The organism is Janthinobacterium aquaticum, assembly GCF_009208565.1.
Taxonomy (GTDB): Bacteria; Pseudomonadota; Gammaproteobacteria; order Burkholderiales; family Burkholderiaceae_D; genus Janthinobacterium.
In genome coordinates this window covers 19,227-35,946 of the sequence record NZ_WFLK01000015.1, presented here as the reverse complement: position 1 = coordinate 35,946, position 16,720 = coordinate 19,227, and the positions used below count along the sequence as shown (strand labels likewise).

General features: G+C 64.0%; 16 protein-coding genes. All 16 read left to right on the top strand.

Annotated elements, in window-relative coordinates; translation table 11 throughout:
* Nucleotide 1 precedes the first annotated feature (1 nt).
* The 16 genes from GCM43_RS21035 (at nucleotide 2) to GCM43_RS20960 (ending at nucleotide 16,632) form a co-directional block, all read left to right on the top strand.
* Nucleotides 2-1,252 carry an ABC transporter substrate-binding protein gene (locus tag GCM43_RS21035; RefSeq protein ID WP_152247850.1) on the top strand — a complete coding sequence of 417 codons (1,251 nt, stop codon included), beginning with the start codon at nucleotides 2-4 and terminating at the stop codon, nucleotides 1,250-1,252.
* A gap of 86 nt (nucleotides 1,253-1,338) precedes the next feature.
* Nucleotides 1,339-2,253, top strand: coding sequence for a carbohydrate ABC transporter permease (locus GCM43_RS21030; protein ID WP_152247849.1), 915 nt, complete (start codon nucleotides 1,339-1,341; stop codon nucleotides 2,251-2,253).
* Nucleotides 2,250-3,080: a carbohydrate ABC transporter permease gene (locus GCM43_RS21025; protein ID WP_152247848.1), complete on the top strand. Its 831-nt coding sequence runs from the start codon at nucleotides 2,250-2,252 to the stop codon at nucleotides 3,078-3,080. The genes GCM43_RS21030 and GCM43_RS21025 overlap by 4 nt, the downstream gene beginning before the upstream one ends.
* A 4-nt stretch (nucleotides 3,081-3,084) precedes the next feature.
* A complete protein-coding gene (locus tag GCM43_RS21020; protein ID WP_152247847.1) occupies nucleotides 3,085-3,984 on the top strand; it encodes an aldose 1-epimerase in 900 nt (299 codons plus the stop codon).
* Nucleotides 3,977-4,885, top strand: coding sequence for an SMP-30/gluconolactonase/LRE family protein (locus GCM43_RS21015; RefSeq protein ID WP_152247846.1), 909 nt, complete (start codon nucleotides 3,977-3,979; stop codon nucleotides 4,883-4,885). The genes GCM43_RS21020 and GCM43_RS21015 overlap by 8 nt, the downstream gene beginning before the upstream one ends.
* A 69-nt stretch (nucleotides 4,886-4,954) precedes the next feature.
* Complete coding sequence (locus tag GCM43_RS21010) at nucleotides 4,955-5,743, top strand: SDR family NAD(P)-dependent oxidoreductase (RefSeq protein WP_152247845.1); 789 nt, start codon at nucleotides 4,955-4,957, stop codon at nucleotides 5,741-5,743.
* Between the two features lie 27 nt (nucleotides 5,744-5,770).
* Nucleotides 5,771-7,222: an NAD-dependent succinate-semialdehyde dehydrogenase gene (locus GCM43_RS21005; protein ID WP_152247844.1), complete on the top strand. Its 1,452-nt coding sequence runs from the start codon at nucleotides 5,771-5,773 to the stop codon at nucleotides 7,220-7,222.
* A 112-nt stretch (nucleotides 7,223-7,334) separates the two neighbouring features.
* A complete protein-coding gene (locus GCM43_RS21000; protein ID WP_152247843.1) occupies nucleotides 7,335-8,753 on the top strand; it encodes a porin in 1,419 nt (472 codons plus the stop codon).
* A 67-nt stretch (nucleotides 8,754-8,820) separates the two neighbouring features.
* Nucleotides 8,821-10,842, top strand: coding sequence for an alpha-glucosidase (locus GCM43_RS20995; protein ID WP_152247842.1), 2,022 nt, complete (start codon nucleotides 8,821-8,823; stop codon nucleotides 10,840-10,842).
* A 6-nt stretch (nucleotides 10,843-10,848) separates the two neighbouring features.
* Nucleotides 10,849-11,607 (top strand): sulfite exporter TauE/SafE family protein, encoded by a 759-nt coding sequence (locus tag GCM43_RS20990; protein ID WP_152247841.1) that lies wholly within the window; start codon nucleotides 10,849-10,851, stop codon nucleotides 11,605-11,607.
* Between the two features lie 21 nt (nucleotides 11,608-11,628).
* Entirely contained in the window at nucleotides 11,629-13,179 is a 1,551-nt protein-coding gene (gene glpD / locus GCM43_RS20985) for a glycerol-3-phosphate dehydrogenase (RefSeq protein WP_152247840.1), read from the top strand.
* Entirely contained in the window at nucleotides 13,176-14,657 is a 1,482-nt protein-coding gene (glpK, locus tag GCM43_RS20980) for a glycerol kinase GlpK (protein ID WP_152247839.1), read from the top strand. Before glpD ends, glpK begins: the two co-directional genes overlap by 4 nt.
* 186 nt (nucleotides 14,658-14,843) lie before the next feature.
* The gene (locus GCM43_RS20975; protein ID WP_152247838.1) at nucleotides 14,844-15,116 is read left to right on the top strand and encodes a type II toxin-antitoxin system Phd/YefM family antitoxin; all 273 of its coding nucleotides are present in this window, start codon (nucleotides 14,844-14,846) and stop codon (nucleotides 15,114-15,116) included.
* The gene (locus tag GCM43_RS20970) at nucleotides 15,094-15,390 is read left to right on the top strand and encodes a Txe/YoeB family addiction module toxin (protein ID WP_152247837.1); all 297 of its coding nucleotides are present in this window, start codon (nucleotides 15,094-15,096) and stop codon (nucleotides 15,388-15,390) included. The genes GCM43_RS20975 and GCM43_RS20970 overlap by 23 nt, the downstream gene beginning before the upstream one ends.
* Nucleotides 15,391-15,491: 101 nt before the next feature.
* Nucleotides 15,492-15,716 (top strand): DUF1289 domain-containing protein, encoded by a 225-nt coding sequence (locus GCM43_RS20965; RefSeq protein ID WP_152247836.1) that lies wholly within the window; start codon nucleotides 15,492-15,494, stop codon nucleotides 15,714-15,716.
* 7 nt (nucleotides 15,717-15,723) lie between these two features.
* The gene (locus GCM43_RS20960; protein WP_152247835.1) at nucleotides 15,724-16,632 is read left to right on the top strand and encodes an MBL fold metallo-hydrolase; all 909 of its coding nucleotides are present in this window, start codon (nucleotides 15,724-15,726) and stop codon (nucleotides 16,630-16,632) included.
* The last annotated feature ends 88 nt before the right edge of the window (nucleotides 16,633-16,720 follow it).

Sequence of the window (16,720 nt, the reverse complement as noted above, 5' to 3'; positions counted from 1 at the left end):
GATGCGTATCAAACCCTTCATGCTGGCGCTGGGCGCCACCTTCGCATTGGCTGCCGGCGCCCAGGCGCAGACAGTCAAGGTCTTTGTCGGCGGCCAGGAGCGCCCCGAAGTCATGCGCGAACTGTTCGCCAAATATATGGCGGCCAACCCGGGCGTCAAGATCGACCTCGAGACCGGCGGCGCGACCTCCGAACTGCAGCAGAAATACCTGAACACCGTGCTGTCGGCCGGCGACACCACGCTCGACGTGTTCCTGATCGATATCATCCGCCCGGCCCAGTACGCCACGGCCGGCTGGATCGAGCCGCTCGACAAATACCTGGGCGCTGAGCGCGACAAGGTGATGGCGCAATACCTGCCGGCTTACAAGCAGGCCAATACGGTGGGCAAGAACGTGGTGGCCCTGCCGGCCTTTGCCGATGCGATGTTCCTGTACTACCGCAAGGACCTGCTGGCCAAGTACAAGCTGGCGCCGCCGAAAACCTGGGACGAACTGGCGACCGTGGCGCGCACCGTCCAGGCTGGCGAAAAGAATCCTGAACTGCAGGGCATCAGCTTTCAGGGCAAGGCCATCGAAGGCGCCGTCTGCACCTTCCTGCTGCCGTACTGGAGCCAGGGCGCCGAGATGATCACCAACGGCAAGCTGTCGCTCGACAAACCGAAGGCCGAAGCTGGCCTGGCCATGTGGCGTAACCTGGTGCAGCAGGGCGTGGCGAAGAAAAACATCGCCGAAGTGGCCACTGACGATACGCGCAAGGAATTCCAGGCCGGCAATGTGCTGTTTGCCGTCAACTGGGGCTATGCCTGGAACCACTTCCAGGATGGCGCCGACAGCAGCGTGAAGGACAAGGTCGGTGTGGTCAGCCTGCCGGCCATGAAGGGCGGCCAACCGGCATCGTGCATCGGCGGCTGGCAGTGGGCCGTGTCGTCGTACTCGAAAAACAAGGAAGCGTCGGCCAGACTGGTGCGCTGGCTGTCGAGCCCTGAAGTATCCAAGCAACTGGCCATCAAGGCGTCGAATCTGCCGGTCTATCCGGCCGTCTACCAGGACAAGGAAGTACTGGGCGTGAATGCCTGGTTTGCCGACGCCCTGCCGGTGGTGCAAAGCGCCCGTTCGCGCCCGGTCACGCCGCGTTACAGCGAAGTGTCCGAAGCGGTGCGGGTCAACACCAACGCCGTGATGGCCGGCGTGAAAACACCGGCAGCGGCTGTCGATGAGATTGAAAACCGGGTCAAGCGCATTCTGCGCTGATCGAAGGGCGAAGCGTGCCGCTGCGGCTGCACGCTTCGCCGTGCACCGCACCGTAGCAACAAAGCCAGGCAAGAGACGAGGAAAACATGAGGCAACGCACACTGAAAAGCCGCATCACGGACCCCAGCGAAACCACGCTGGCATGGGTCCTGCTGACGCCAGCGATTCTATTTTTGATCCTGATCGTGGCGTACCCGGTCAGCAAACTAATCTACAACAGTTTTTTTGATATCCGCCTCTCCGGCGGCGGCGTGCCTGCGTTTGTCGGCCTGGAAAACTACAAGATGGCGCTCGAAGACAGCCTGTTCTGGAAGTCGCTGAAAAACACCGTCATCATCACCGTGGTCACCGTACCCGGTTCGCTGGTGGCTGGCCTGGGCCTGGCGCTGCTGGCCAACATGCCGTTCAAGTACCGCTGGCCGGTGCGCCTGGCGCTGCTGCTGCCGTGGGCGCTGCCACTGGCTTTTGTCGGCCTGATCTTCGCCTGGTTCTTCCACAGCGAATATGGCCTGGTCAATGACCTGATCCGCCGCATCGACCTGCTGTTCCCGGCGCTGGGCTGGCAGCCACAGATCTGGTTCAATTCGCCAGTGCTGACCATGGCGGCGATCTGCATCACCACCATCTGGAAGACGTCGTCGTTCATGGCGCTGATCCTGTTGGCCGGCCTGCAGACTATTCCGGCCTCGTTGTATGAGGCGGCCGAGGTCGATGGCGCCAGCAAGTGGAAGCAATTTACCGAAGTGACGCTACCGCTTCTGGTGCCGTCGATGCTGGTGGCGCTGATCTTCCGCACCCTGACCGCGATCCAGTCGTTTGATATTCCCTACAACATGCCTGGCCCTGGCGATGAAACCAAGACCCTGGCGATGTATATCCAGTCGAACACGGTCGATTATCTCGACGTCGGCTACGGCTCGACGCTGGCGGTATTCATGTTCCTGCTGTCGATGGCCACCACGTTTGTGTATCTGAAGTATGTAAGGGGAGACAAGGAATGAACGGTTTGTTTTCATCGAAGCGGCTGCGCTGGTTTGCCGCCGCCATCGTTATCGTCAATGGCGTCTTTCCTGCCCTGTGGATCCTGTTCACATCGCTCAAGACGGAAAGCGAGCTGACACAAAAGCCGATCACCTACTGGCCGCATGATGCGACGGTTGCCAACTTCGTCTCGGCCTTCCAGGACCAGCCGCTGCTGACGTTCCTGACCAACAGCCTGATCGTGGCCGGCCTGTCGACCCTGCTCAGCCTGTTTGTCAGCGCGCTGGCCGCGTATGCGATTGCCCGCTTGCGCCTGCGCTTTCGCGGCGTGATCCTGACCGCCATCATCGGCGTGTCGATGTTCCCGCTGGTGACGCTGATGGTGCCGCTGTTCGAGATCATGCGCAGCCTGAACCTGCTCAATTCCTACTGGGCGCTGGTGTTGCCATACACAGTGCTGAACCTGCCGATCTGCACCCTGATGATGGTCAGCTTTTTCCAGGATATCCCGCGCGATATCGAGAACGCGGCCATGCTCGACGGCTGCACCCGCCTGAGCGCGCTGTGGCGCATCGTGCTGCCGCTGGCCGCGCCGGGCGTGGCCACGGCTGCCATCCTGGCCTTCGTCAATTCGTGGGACGAATTTTTGCTGGCGCTGTCGATGAATTCGGCGGTTGCCTACCGTACGCTGCCGGTCGGCATCCAGCTGTATCAGGGTGAGTTTGCCTTCCCATGGCCGATCATTTCGGCGGCGCTGGTGGTGGCCATCGTGCCGATCGTGGTGCTGATCGTGATTTTCCAGGAAAAGGTCGTCTCCGGCCTGACCTCGGGCGGCCTGAAAGGCTGATGCCATGCACACGCACGCCATCGTGCATCTGGTCCACGGCGACAGCGTGGCGCTGGTCTGCCCCGCCATCGGCGGCGCGCTGGCCGCGCTGCGCTGGCGCGGTATCGACATACTGCGTCCGGCCAGCGACGAGGCCATCAAGTCCGGCCTGGTGCGGCAGATGGCCTGTTATCCGCTGGTGCCGTATTCGAACCGCATCGGCGACGCGCAGCTGCAAGCCGAGGGCCAGCATTACACGCTGCGCGCCAACTTTCCGCCCGAGCCGCACAGTATCCACGGCATGGGCTGGCAGCGCGCCTGGACGGTCGAGGAGCAGGAGGACAACCGCGTGGTGCTTTCGCTGCAGCACCAGCCGGACGCCGACTGGCCGTTTGCCTGCACTGCGCGGCAGACCATCACGCTTGACGCGCAAGGCCTGCACATGGCCTTGTCGATAACCAACCGCGACACGCGCGCCATGCCGGCCGGACTGGGTTTTCATCCGTATTTTCCGCTGACCCCCGGCGTGCGCCTGCAGGCCCACTGGAGCGGCGTGTGGCGCATGGGTGCCGATCAACTGCCGTGCGGCAGCGCGCCGGAAGCGCAGGCGGCGCCGTTCGCTCAACCGCAGTTGGTGGCCGGCTGGCGCAGCGACCACTGCTACAGCGGTTGGGATGGCGTAGCGACGCTTTCGTATGCGCAGCATGCGGTGCGCCTGACGGCCAGCGAGGACTGCCGCCAGCTGGTGTGTTTCGCCCCTGGCGACGAGCGTGCCTTTATCGCGCTCGAGCCGGTCAGCAATGTCAACAATGCGTTTGCCCTGGCTGCACGCGGTGTGGCCTATACCGGCATGCGCCTGCTGGCGCCGCAGCAAAGCATGGAAATTTCCGCCAGCATCGGCGTCGGGGAGAGTGTGCATGCATGAATGGCAGGCTGAACTGGTGCTGGACGCGCGCGCCGAACTGGGCGAATGCCCGCTGTGGAGCGTCGACGAACAGTGCCTGTACTGGATCGATATCGCCGGACGCCGGCTTCACCGTTATGCGCCCCAGTCCGGGGGCGTGCAGCACTGGCCGATGCCGTGCGAGCCGGGCTGCATTGGGCTGGCCGAAGGCGGCGGCCTGGTGGCGGCGCTGCGCGATGGCTTTTACCGTTTCGACACGGCCACGGGCCAGCTGCGCAAGCTGGCCGATGCACCCTATGACAGCAGCACCATGCGCTTCAATGACGGTCGCTGCGACGCGGCAGGGCGCTTCTGGGCCGGCGCCATGTACCAGCCGCGCACGGCCGAACTGGCCGCCGTATTCTGCCTCGAACGCGGCCAGGTGCGCCCTGGCTGGGGGCCGCAGCAGGCGCTGGGCGTGAAGGTCAGTAACGGCATGGCGTTCGCCGCCGATGGCCGTGCGCTGTTCCAGTCCGACACGCCCAATCATGTGATCTACCGTTTCGACTATGACCTGGAGCATGGCGCGATCGGCCAGCGCCAGGTGTTTGCGCGCGCGCCAACGCGCGGCGAAGAAGCGCAGTACGGCGGTCGTCCCGATGGCGCAGCGCTCGACGTTGAAGGCAACTACTGGAGCGCGCAGTACGAAGGGGGTAGGGTGCTGCGCTATTCGCCGCAAGGCGTGGTGACCGACATCGTGCACCTGCCCGTCACGCGCCCGACCATGGTGGCCTTTGGCGGCGCCGATTTGCGCACGCTCTACATCACCAGCGCGCGCGAAGGTGCCGGGCCCGAGGAACTGGCGCGCCAGCCGCAGGCAGGCGGGCTGTTTGCCGTGCAGCTCGAGGTGGGCGGGCGTGCCGAACCGCTTTACCGCGACTGAAGCTGAAATTGATACGCAACTGATTGATACGCAACCGACTGATTCGCAACCAAATTTTACGAGTTTGAAATGAGTGATTCCCTTACCTTGTATCCCAGCCTGAAGAACCGCGTGGTGTTCGTCTCCGGTGGCGGTTCCGGCATCGGCGCAGCGCTGGTCGAGCACTTTGCGCTGCAGGGCGCGATCGTGGCCTTCTGCGATATCGACTGCGAGGTCAGCACCGCGCTGGTGGCCAACCTGACGCCGCGCTGCGCGCATGCGCCGGTGTTCGCGTATGCCGATATCCGCGATATCGGCGCCTACCAGCAGGTGCTGGCCGACGTCGAGGCCAGCCTGGGCGCCGTGCGCGTGCTGGTCAACAATGCCGGCCGCGACGACCGCCATACGCTGGCCGAACTGACTCCCGAATACTGGGACAACTGCCTGGCGCTGAACCTCAAGCACCATGTGTTTGCGATCCAGCAGGTGGCGCCCGGCATGGCCGCTGCCGGCGGCGGCAGCATTATCAACCTGGGCTCGATTTCGTGGATGCGTGGTCGCCCGAACCTGGTCGGCTACACCACCTCGAAAGCCGGTATCGCCGGCCTGGCGCGCACGCTGGCGCGCGAACTGGGCGAAAGCAATATCCGTGTCAATGCGCTGGCGCCCGGCGCCATCGTCACCGAGCGCCAGGCTGCGCTGTGGCGCGACCCGCAGGAGGATCAGAAATTCATCGACCTGCAATGCCTGAAATACAGGCTCGACCCCGGCCACGTGGCGCGCACGGCGCTGTTCCTGGCAGCCGATGATTCAAACGGCATCACCGGCCAGAACATTATTGTCGACGCCGGCCTGGCGCAAGTATCCGTGGCTGGTTAAGCCATCCCATCATTCTAGGAGAGATTCATGCTGAACCTGCAAGACGCAAGCCTGTTGAAACAGCAGTGCCTGATCGACGGCGCCTGGTGCGACGCCGATGATGGTGCCACCATTGCCGTCACCAATCCGGCCACCGGCGAGCAGATCGCCACCGTGCCGCGCATGGGCACGACCGAGACGCGCCGCGCGATTGCCGGCGCGCAGGCAGCTTTCAAGCTGTGGCGCAAGAAAACCGCCAAGGAGCGCAGCGCCGTGCTGCGCCAGTGGCATGCGCTGATCCTTGCCAATGCCGACGACCTGGCGCTGATCCTGACAAGCGAGCAGGGCAAGTCGCTGGCCGAGGCGCGCGGCGAAGTCATCTCCAATGCCGCCTACCTGGAATGGTTTGCCGAGGAAGGCAAGCGCGCTTATGGCGACGTGATTGCGCCGCCGTCGAACGACAAGCGCATCGTCGTCATCAAGCAACCGGTCGGCGTCTGCGCCGCCATTACGCCGTGGAATTTCCCGAACGGCATGATCACCCGCAAGGCCGGCCCGGCGCTGGCTGCCGGCTGCGCCATGGTATTGAAGCCTGCCTCGCAAACGCCGCTGTCGGCGCTGGCGCTGGCCGAACTGGCGCTGCGCGCCGGCGTGCCTGCCGGCGTATTCAATGTGGTGACGGGGGCGGCGCAGGCAATCGGCACCGAGCTGTGCCATAACAACCTGGTGCGCAAGATCAGCTTTACCGGTTCGACCGAAGTGGGCGCCTGGCTGTCGCGCGAGGCGGCCGGCACCATCAAGAAGCTGTCGCTGGAACTGGGCGGCAATGCGCCATTCATCGTGTTTGACGACGCCGATATCGATGCGGCGGTCGAAGGCGTGCTGATGTCGAAATACCGCAACAGCGGCCAGACCTGCGTGTGCGCCAACCGCATCTACGTGCAGGACGCGATCTATGACGATTTCGCGGCGCGCCTGGTGGCCAAGGTGGCGCAGCTCAAGCTGGGCGCTGGCACCGAGGCAGGCGTGACGCAAGGTCCGCTGATCGATGAAAACGCCGTGCGCAAAATCGAAGAGCATATCGCCGACGCGCTGGCCAAGGGTGGGCAACTGGCCATCGGCGGCAAGCGCCATGCGCTGGGCGGCACCTTCTTCGAACCCAGCGTGGTCACCGGTGCCACCCAGGACATGCTGGTGGCGCGCGAGGAAACCTTTGCGCCGCTGGCGCCGCTGTTCCGCTTCAGCAGCGAGGAGGAAGTCATCGAGATGGCCAATGCCACCGATTTCGGCCTGGCTGGCTACTTCTACAGCCGCGACCTGGGCCGCGTCTGGCGCGTGGCCGAAGAACTCGAAGTGGGCATGGTCGGCATCAATACCGGCATGATCGCCAACGAGATGGCGCCGTTCGGCGGCGTCAAGCATTCGGGCATGGGCCGCGAAGGCTCGCACTACGGCATGGACGATTACCTCGATATCAAGTATCTGTGCATGGGTATTTAAACGGCACAGCAGCCGGCCATGCGCCCCGCATGGCCGGTTCAAGCGCAGCATCACGGGGCAATGCAGACCAACACGATCATACAAAACTATCGATAAAAATAACGGAGACGCTATGACCCATTCCACCTTGCGCCAGTCGATGCTGGCCACCGCCGTCAGCCTGGCTTTTTTTCCGCTGACATTTGTTAGCGCTAACGCGCATGCCGATGAACTGAGCGACATGAAAGCCATGCTGGCCCAATTGCAGCAGCGTGTGGCACAAATGGAGGCCAATTCGGCAGCCCAGGCGGCTGCACCTGCACCGGCGCCGGCCTTGGCGGCAGCACCCGTGCCCGCAGCAGCACCTGCCGAGATCAAGCCGGCCACCGGTTTCAACTGGAAGCTGTATGGCCGCGGCGATATCGGCTACACGGTCTCGAAGGGCAAGGACGCCAGCGGGCGCGTACTGACCAACCGCCGCCTGAACCAGGGTGAGATGGTCAGCCGCCTGGGCCTGGCCGGCTCCTGGGTCTTCAGCGAAGAATACAAGGCCATCTTCGGCGCCGAAACGGGCATCAATCTGTTCAACGGCAATGCCGGGGGCGGCACGCAGAACAACACCAGCTCGTCGGTGCTGTTCAACCGTGGCGCAGCCGTCGGCTTTGCCTCGAAAACCTGGGGCTCGATCGAGGGCGGCACCATGTACATGGCGCCGTTCTGGGTCTCGCTGGGCGCCGACCTGGCTTCGGCCCACAACTACGGCGCCAATGACTTCAGTGCACTGTTTTCGCTGACGCGGCCCGAGTCGCTGGGCCGCTATCTGAAGGATCCGGTTGCGGGCAACGTCAGCAAGACCAGCAGCCTGGCCGGCAACAACTCGGGTACCGCGCTCTTCTACGGTAACGCGCTGCGCTACCGCAGCCCGACGTATAACAACTTCTCGGCCGAGGTGTCGTATTCGGCCGGCCAGCAGGCCTCCAGCGCCACCGACCTGAAAGACGACGGCCGCAGCTGGGCTGCCAACGTGCTCTACAAGAAGGGCGACCTGTTCCTCGGCTATGCGCACATGGACTACCAGCAGAGCAACGACGTCAGCGTGACGGGCGCTTCGAGCTTTATCAAGCGCAACCAGGTGACCGACATCGTGGGCGCGCGCTACAAGTGGTACGACTTCACGCTGGGTGGTTCCTACACTTCGTACCGCGTGTCCAATTCGGGCGGCTATGCGGCCGACGCGTTTGGCGTCTCGGGTTCCTACGATATCGGCAAGCACCGCATCGAAGGCAGCCTGGCGCAGATCAGCTATGACGGCGCCAATGCCAGCGGCGTGTACGGCAAGAATACCGGCGACGGCGTGGGCAAGCCCAAGTCGACCGCCTATTCGCTGGGCTATCTTTACAACTTCCAGCCGACGCTGTCGTTCTATGCCTACGCCACCAAAATCAATAACAATGCACACGCCAAGCTGGGCGTGCTGCAATTCCGGGGCGACAATAATTATTTCGGCTACAGCCCGGTCGAGCTGACCGCCGGCATGTTCCTCGTTTTCTAAAAGCTGTTCTTACCGGCCTGCCGGCGCTTGGTGCGCAGCAGGCCGGCTTTACCAGGAGTTGATCGTCATGCAGTTCACACTACACCAGGAAAATGACACGTTCTCGCTGCTGTGCGGCGCCACCGTGCTGCTGCGCCACAGCGCGCAGGCGCCATGCTGCTTCGTTGGCCACGGCCAGGAAAGCATGCAGATGTATCGCGGCAATTTCGATATCGAGGACTATGTCGACGAGCGCAGCGCGCTGCGCGAACTGGTGCTGGAACAGGATGCGCAGGGTGCGCGCCTGAGCTTTGCGCGCCACGCGGGCGAGGCGCCGCAGCTGGTCTTCGAGGTGCATGCCCGGCCGCATGGCGTACACCTGCAGCTGGCGTTTGCCGCGCCGCAGTGGAACCGCCTGTGGCTGCGCCTGCCGGCGGAAAAGCACGAACATGTGTGGGGCTGCGGCGAGCAGATGTCGTATTTCAACCTGCGCGGGCGCCACTTCCCGCTGTGGACTTCCGAACCCGGCGTGGGCCGCGACAAGTCGACCCACCTGACCTGGCAGGCCGACGTGACGGCCCGCTCCGGCGGCGACTACTATCACACCAATTATCCGCAGCCGAGCTTTATCTCCTCGCAGCGCTATTGCCTGCATGCCGAAACCACCGCGTATGCCGACTTTGATTTCCGCCACGACGACTTCCATGAGCTGCAGTTCTGGGCCATGCCCGAGAGCTTCGAGTTCATGCTGGCAGACAGCTTCATCGAGCTGGTCGGCGTGGTGTCCGAGCGCTTCGGCCGCCAGCCTTCGCTGCCGGCCTGGCTGCAAAATGGCGCCATGCTGGGCCTGAAGGGCGGCGAAGCGCATGCGCGCACCATCCTGGCGCGCGCAAAAGAACATGGCCTGGCGGTCAGCGCGCTGTGGTGCGAGGACTGGGTCGGCCTGCGCCAGACCTCGTTCGGCAAGCGCCTGTTCTGGGACTGGCGCTGGCAGCCAGAGCGCTATCCTGACCTCAAGGCCTGGATACCCGAACTGGCGGCCGACCATATCCGCTTCCTCGGTTACGTCAATCCCTATCTGTGCAATGACGGTGCGCTGTACCAGGAAGCGCTGCAGCACGGTTACCTGGCCACGGCCCTTGATGGCGGCGAGTACCTGGTCGACTTTGGCGAATTCGATTGCGGCGTGGTCGACTTTACCAATCCGGCCGCCGCGCACTGGTTCGAGGAGCGCATCCTGCGCCAGGAAATGCTGGACTTCGGCCTGTCGGGCTGGATGGCCGACTTTGGCGAATACCTGCCGATCGACCTGCGCCTGGCCAATGGCGTCGACGCACGCCTGATGCACAACGCCTGGCCCACCATGTGGGCCGAGGTCAATGCGCGCGCCATCGAGCGCGCCGGCAAGACCGGCGACGCCACCTTCTTCATGCGCGCCGGCTACAGTGGCGTGCAGCGTCACTGCCCGCTGCTGTGGGCCGGTGACCAGTCGGTCGACTTCAGCCGCCACGACGGCCTGCAGACGGTTATCTGCGGCGCGCTCTCGTCTGGCCTGTTGGGCAACGCCTACCACCACAGCGATATCGGCGGCTACACCAGCCTGTTTGGCAACGTGCGCACGCCCGAGCTGTTCCAGCGCTGGGCCGAAATGGCGGCCTTTACCTCGATGATGCGCACGCATGAAGGCAACCGTCCGGACGAGAACTTCCAGTTCTATCAGGACGAAGGCGTGTTTGCCCACTTTGCTCGCATGACCCGCCTGCACGTGGCGCTGGCGCCGGTGATCCGCAGCCTGGCCGAAGACGCCGTGGCGCGCGGCTTGCCGCTACAGCGCCCGCTGTTCCTGCATTACGAACACGACCACAATACCTACGCTATCCAGGACCAGTACCTGTTCGGTCCCGACCTGCTGGTGGCGCCCGTGCATGCGGCCGGCGCCACCGACTGGAGCGCCTATCTGCCGGCGGGCGACGCCTGGCTTCACCTGTGGAGCGGCGTGCGCCACGAAGGTGGCCAGCGCGTGACGGTGGCTGCGCCGCTGGGCCAGCCGCCGGTGTTCGTGCGGGCCGGCTGCGCGCAGCAGGACTTCCTGCTGGGCCTGGCGGCGTAACGGACCATGAGCGTAACGGTGCATCTGGCGTTCCTGGCTTGCGTGGCGCTGGCCAGCTATGCGCAGAACCTGACCGGTTTTGCATTCGGCCTGATCCTGCTGGGGCTGGTGGCGCTGTTGCACCTGGCCAGCCTGCCCGATACGGCCAATGTGGTCAGCGTGCTGGTGCTGGTCAATGCGGCCATCACCTTCGGGCGCCGCCGTCCGCAGCTCGAATGGAAAGTGTTTACACCGGCGCTGCTGGCCAGCCAGGCCGGCGTGGCTGCCGGCGTGGCGCTGCTGGCCTGGTTCAGCGTGCAGCAGGTGGCGCTGCTGCGTTTTCTGCTCGGCTGCGCCATCGTGGTCTGCGCCTTTTTGCTGGTGCTGCGCGCGCGCGCCGCCAGCGCCACTTCGGGTCTGCCCTCCTTTTTGCTGTTTGGCGGCCTGTCCGGCGTGATGGGCGGCCTGTTTGCCAGTGCCGGCCCGCCGATGGTGTACCACCTGTACCGCCAGCCATGGAAGCCGGAGCTGATCCGCAATTCGCTGATTGTGCTGTTTGCCGCCAACGCCGTGCTGCGCCTGGTACTGGTGCTGTGGCATGGCCAGTTCAGCGTCAACGCACTGCTGCTGACGGCCGAAGCGCTGCCGGTGGTGATGCTGCTGACATGGCTGGCGCGCCGCTACCCTTCGCGCCTGCCGATCAACCAGGTGCGCCGCGCCGTGTTCGTGCTGCTGCTGATTGCCGGCCTGAGCCTGGTGCTGCCGCCGCTGCTGGCGCTTTTCTGATTTCACCGTAACGAGTTTTCCATGTCTACTACCCGATCTTCCGATTTGCCTGATTGCGACCTGCTGGTGGTCGGCGGCGGCATCAATGGCGCCGGCATTGCGCGCGATGCAGCCGGTCGTGGCCTGCGCGTAGTGCTGTGCGAGCAGCACGACCTGGCGCAGCACACGTCGTCCGCCAGTACCAAGCTGATCCACGGCGGCCTGCGCTACCTGGAATACTATGAATTCAAGCTGGTGCGCAAGGCGCTGCAGGAGCGCGAGCTGCTGCTGCGCTCCGCGCCCCACATCATGTGGCCGATGCGTTTCGTGATGCCGCATGACGCCAGCCAGCGCCCGGCCTGGCTGATCCGCGCCGGCCTGTTCCTGTACGACCACCTGGCCCGGCGCGCCTTTCTGCCCGCTTCCGTAGCCATTGCGCTGGACCGCCATGCCGCCGGCGCGCCGCTCAAGGGCAGCTACCGCAAGGGCTTTGTGTATTCAGACGGCTGGGTCGACGATGCGCGCCTGGTCGCGCTCAATGCGCTCGATGCGGCCGAACGTGGCGCCACCATTCTTACGCGCACGGCCTGCATCAGTGCGCAGCGCGAGGGCGGCCAGTGGCAGGCCGTGCTGGAAGGGCAGGGCGGCGTGCAGCGTCGCGTGCGCGCCCGCGCCATCGTCAATGCGGCCGGGCCGTGGACGGCGCAGTTTGCCGGCCAGGCCGGCGGCGCCAGGACACAGGGGCTGCGCCTGATCAAGGGCAGCCATATCATCGTGCCGCGCCTGTTCGAGCACCCGAACGCGTATATTTTCCAGAATCCCGACAAGCGCATCATCTTTGCCATTCCCTACCAGGATGACTACACGCTGATCGGCACCACCGACGAGGAGTACAAGGGCGACGTGAGCCAGGTGAAGATCAGTGCGGCGGAAACCGACTATCTGTGCCAGGCGGCCAACCGCTACTTCAAGCGCCAGATTGCGCCGTCCGACGTCATCTGGACCTATTCGGGCGTGCGCCCGCTGCTCGACGACAGTGCGGCCAATGCCTCGGCCATCACGCGCGACTATCTGCTGGAAACCGTGGGCGTTGCGGGCGAGGCGCCACTGCTCAATATCTGGGGCGGCAAGATCACCACCTACCGCAAGCTGGCCGAAGAAGCACTGGCCAAGCTGGCGCCGCTGCTGGCCAGCACGGCCCCGGCCTGGACCGATGGCGCGCCGCTGCCTGGCGGCGACCTGGAGCAGCCCGGCGTGCTGGCGCAGGGCCATGTGTTCGAAGCCTTCGTGGCGCGCTTCCTGGCCGACTATCCATGGCTGCCGGCGCCGCTGGGCCGGCGCTATGCGCGTGCCTATGGCAGCCGCGCACGCGTGATGCTGGGTAGCGCGCAGTCGCTGGCGCAGCTCGGCGAGGAACTGGTGCCGGGGCTGCATGAAGCCGAAGCGCGCTATCTGGTTGCGGTCGAATGGGCGCGCAGCGCCGAAGACCTGCTCTGGCGGCGCAGCAAACTTGGCCTGCGCTGCGCGCCGGCCGACGTGGCGCGCCTGTCGCAGTGGTTGGAACAGCGCCTGGCCGGCGAGGTGGCGGCATGAGCTATTTGCTGGCAATCGACCAGGGCACCTCGAGCTCGCGCAGCATGGTGTTTGATGAAAATGGCGTGATCTTCGCTGCGGCGCAGCGCGAGTTTCGCCAGATTTTCCCGCAGCCGGGCTGGATCGAGCACGATCCGCTGGAAATCTGGGACAGCCAGATCGCCACCTGCCGCGAAGTGATGGCCAAGGCCGGGTTGGCCGCCAGCGCCCTGGCCGCGCTGGGCATGACCAACCAGCGCGAAACCACGGTGGTGTGGGATCGCGCTACGGGCGAGCCGGTCTACAACGCCATCGTCTGGCAGGACCGGCGCACCGAACCGCTGTGCAGCGCGCTGCGCGAGCAGGGCCTGGCGCCGGCCATCGCATCCAAAACAGGGCTGGTGCTCGACCCGTATTTTTCCGGCACCAAGCTGCGCTGGATACTCGACAACGTGGCCGGCGTGCGTGCGCGCGCCGAACGCGCCGAGCTTGCCTTCGGCACCATCGACAGCTGGCTGGCCTGGAAGCTGACCGGCGGGCGTCTGCATGTCACCGATGTCAGCAATGCCTCGCGCACCATGCTGTGGAATATCCACCAGGGCTGCTGGGATGCGCAGCTGCTCGACTGGCTGCAGATTCCGGCCAGCCTGCTGCCGCAGGTGCATCCATCGAGCCACGTGTATGGCGAGACGGATGCTGAATGGCTGGGTGGGCCGGTGATCATCGGCGGCATTGCCGGCGACCAGCAGGCTGCCTTGTTCGGGCAGACCTGCTTTGCGCCGGGCATGGCCAAGAATACCTATGGCACCGGCTGCTTCCTGCTGCTCAATACCGGCGCACAAGCCGTGCAGTCGCAAAATGGCCTGATCAGCACCGCCGCCTGCCAAGTCGGCGCGACGCCTCAATATGCGCTCGAAGGCAGTGTGTTTATCGGCGGCGCCGTGGTGCAGTGGCTGCGCGACGGCCTGGGCGCCATCGGCCACGCCGGCGAGGCCGAGGGACTGGCCGCCTCGGTGCCCGATTCGGGCGGCGTGGTGTTCGTGCCCTCCTTTACGGGCCTGGGCGCCCCATACTGGGTACCGTCCGCCAAGGGCGCCATCCTGGGCCTGAGCCGCGGCAGCACGGTCGGCCATATCGCGCGCGCTGCGCTCGAGGCGATCGCCTTCCAGAGTGCCGCGCTGCTGGGCGCCATGACGCGCGACGCGGCTGCACCGATCATCGAGCTGCGCGTCGATGGCGGCGCCTGCGCCAACAACCTGCTGCTGCAGTTCCAGGCTGACCTGCTGGGCATTCCGGTGGTGCGCCCGCACGTGATTGAAACCACGGCGCTGGGCGCTGCCTACCTGGCCGGGCTGGCCGTCGGCCATTACCGCGACCAGTCGGAACTGGCATCGCAATGGCGCGCCGAGCGCGTATTTACGCCGTCGATCAGCCGCGACCAGGCCGATGGGCTGATGCACCAGTGGGAGCAGGCGGTGCGCAAGTTCGCCAGCAGTTAGACATGGTACCTGGTAGCGTTCTGAAACCAGCAGCTTGAAATATTTGTATGGGATTGATTTCATGTACAGAAATACGTACAATGATGCGAGATGCAAATCTGTTCCAGATTGTTGTAAAGCCACCTGCAGGTTTCCCATGCAGAGATGCCCCCCTGCAGGCTCAATGCAGAGATAAAGGTTGAAAAAATGAATATCCTAACTTTTAGCGAGGCACGCGCCGGACTGAAAGCTGTTATGGATGATGTATGCACGGATCACAGCCCGACAGTTATTACCCGGCAAAGCGGGGAAGCTGTCGTGATGCTGTCACTGGCTGATTTCAACAGCATTGAGGAAACCCTGTATCTCCTCAGCTCACCGAAAAACGCCAATCGGCTGCTGACATCGCTGGAACAGCTGAAAGCCGGAAAAGCCCGAATCCGGGAGCTGGACCGTAATGAAGAACCAAAAATCAAGTAACAAGGCGCAGGCGCGCCAGTCATCTGTGGCCTTTACCGACAATGGCTGGGAAGATTACCAGTACTGGCAGCAGGAAGACGCCAGGCAACGTGTGAGAATCAACGATTTGATCGATGCCTGCATGGCCGACCCGTTCAAGGGTATCGGCAAGCCCGAACCGCTCAAGGGCAGTCTGACTGGATTCTGGTCGCGTCGAATTGATCGAAAGCACCGGCTGGTCTATACGGTCGAGAACGGCATGATTCATATCGTGGCTTGCCGCTACCATTACTGACGATGGACTGACTGTCTGCCGAGACGCGACAAACGCATGGTGACGAACGAGACTGGCCGATTCGCGTCATAATGGGCCAGATTTCAACTTCAGCTACCGCCATGTCCGTCTCAGCCGCCATCACTTCCTTGCCACTGCCTTCGTCGGTGCCGTCACCCTGTGTCAGCCTGTGCAAGATGAACCGCGACAGCGGCTTGTGCGAAGGCTGCCTGCGCACGCTCGACGAGATTATTGCGTGGGGAAAGGCCGATGACGATTTCAAGCGCGCCGTGTGGGCCGAACTGCCGGGGCGCGAGTCGCTGCTGGTGTTCGATCCGGATTTCTGAGGCTGCCATGACGCTGCTGCCCGCATCGGTCCAGGTATTCGAGCGCGGCTGGCTGTCGTCCAATAATATTCTGTTGATCGACGCCGACGGCGGCGCGCTGATCGACAGCGGCTACGCCACGCACGCGCCGCAGACGCTGGCGCTGGTGCGCCATGGCCTGCAGGAGCGGCCTCTGACGCGTTTGTTCAATACGCATCTGCACTCGGACCACTGCGGCGGCAACGCGCTGCTGCAGGCCCATTACGGCTGCCACACAAGCATTCCTGCTGCCGAGGCAGACAAAGTGCGTCACTGGGATACCGAGGCGCTCAGTTTCAGGGCAACTGGCCAGCAGTGCGAGCGCTTCGGCTTTGACGCGACCATCGCGCCTGGTGATGTCCTGACGCTGGGCGGGCTGGAGTGGCAGGTGCTGGGTGCGCCCGGCCACCATGCGCATGCATTGATTTTTTATTGTCCGTCAGAGCGCATCCTGATCTCGGCCGACGCATTGTGGGAAAACGGCTTTGGCGTGATCTTTCCCGAGCTCGAAGGCGAATCGGGTTTCCTGGAAGCGCACGCGACGCTCGAACTGATCGCCACGCTCGACGTCGCGCTGGTGATCCCCGGCCACGGCGCGCCGTTTGGCGACGTCGATGGCGCCCTCAAGCGCGCTTTTTCACGGCTCGACTACCTGCAGGCCGACCCGCTGCGCAATGCGCAGAACGCGCTCAAGGTGCTGCTCAAATTTTTGCTGCTCGAACGCCAGCGGCTTGACCTGGCTGACATCCCGCTGCTGCTGGCGGCCATGCCGGTGCTGCAGGAATCGAACCGGCGCTATCTGCGCCAGCCGATGGAGCAGCTGGCGCAGTGGGCGGTGGCGCAGTTGGTCAGGGCCGGCGCAGCGCGTATCGATGGCGATGCATTGCTCAATTCGTAGTCAACTGAATGCAACCTCTAGCGCGCTTAAAATTACGCACGCTCGTACTTTTTTCGTCTTATAATCGTTCGACGTTTTTCCCAACAAT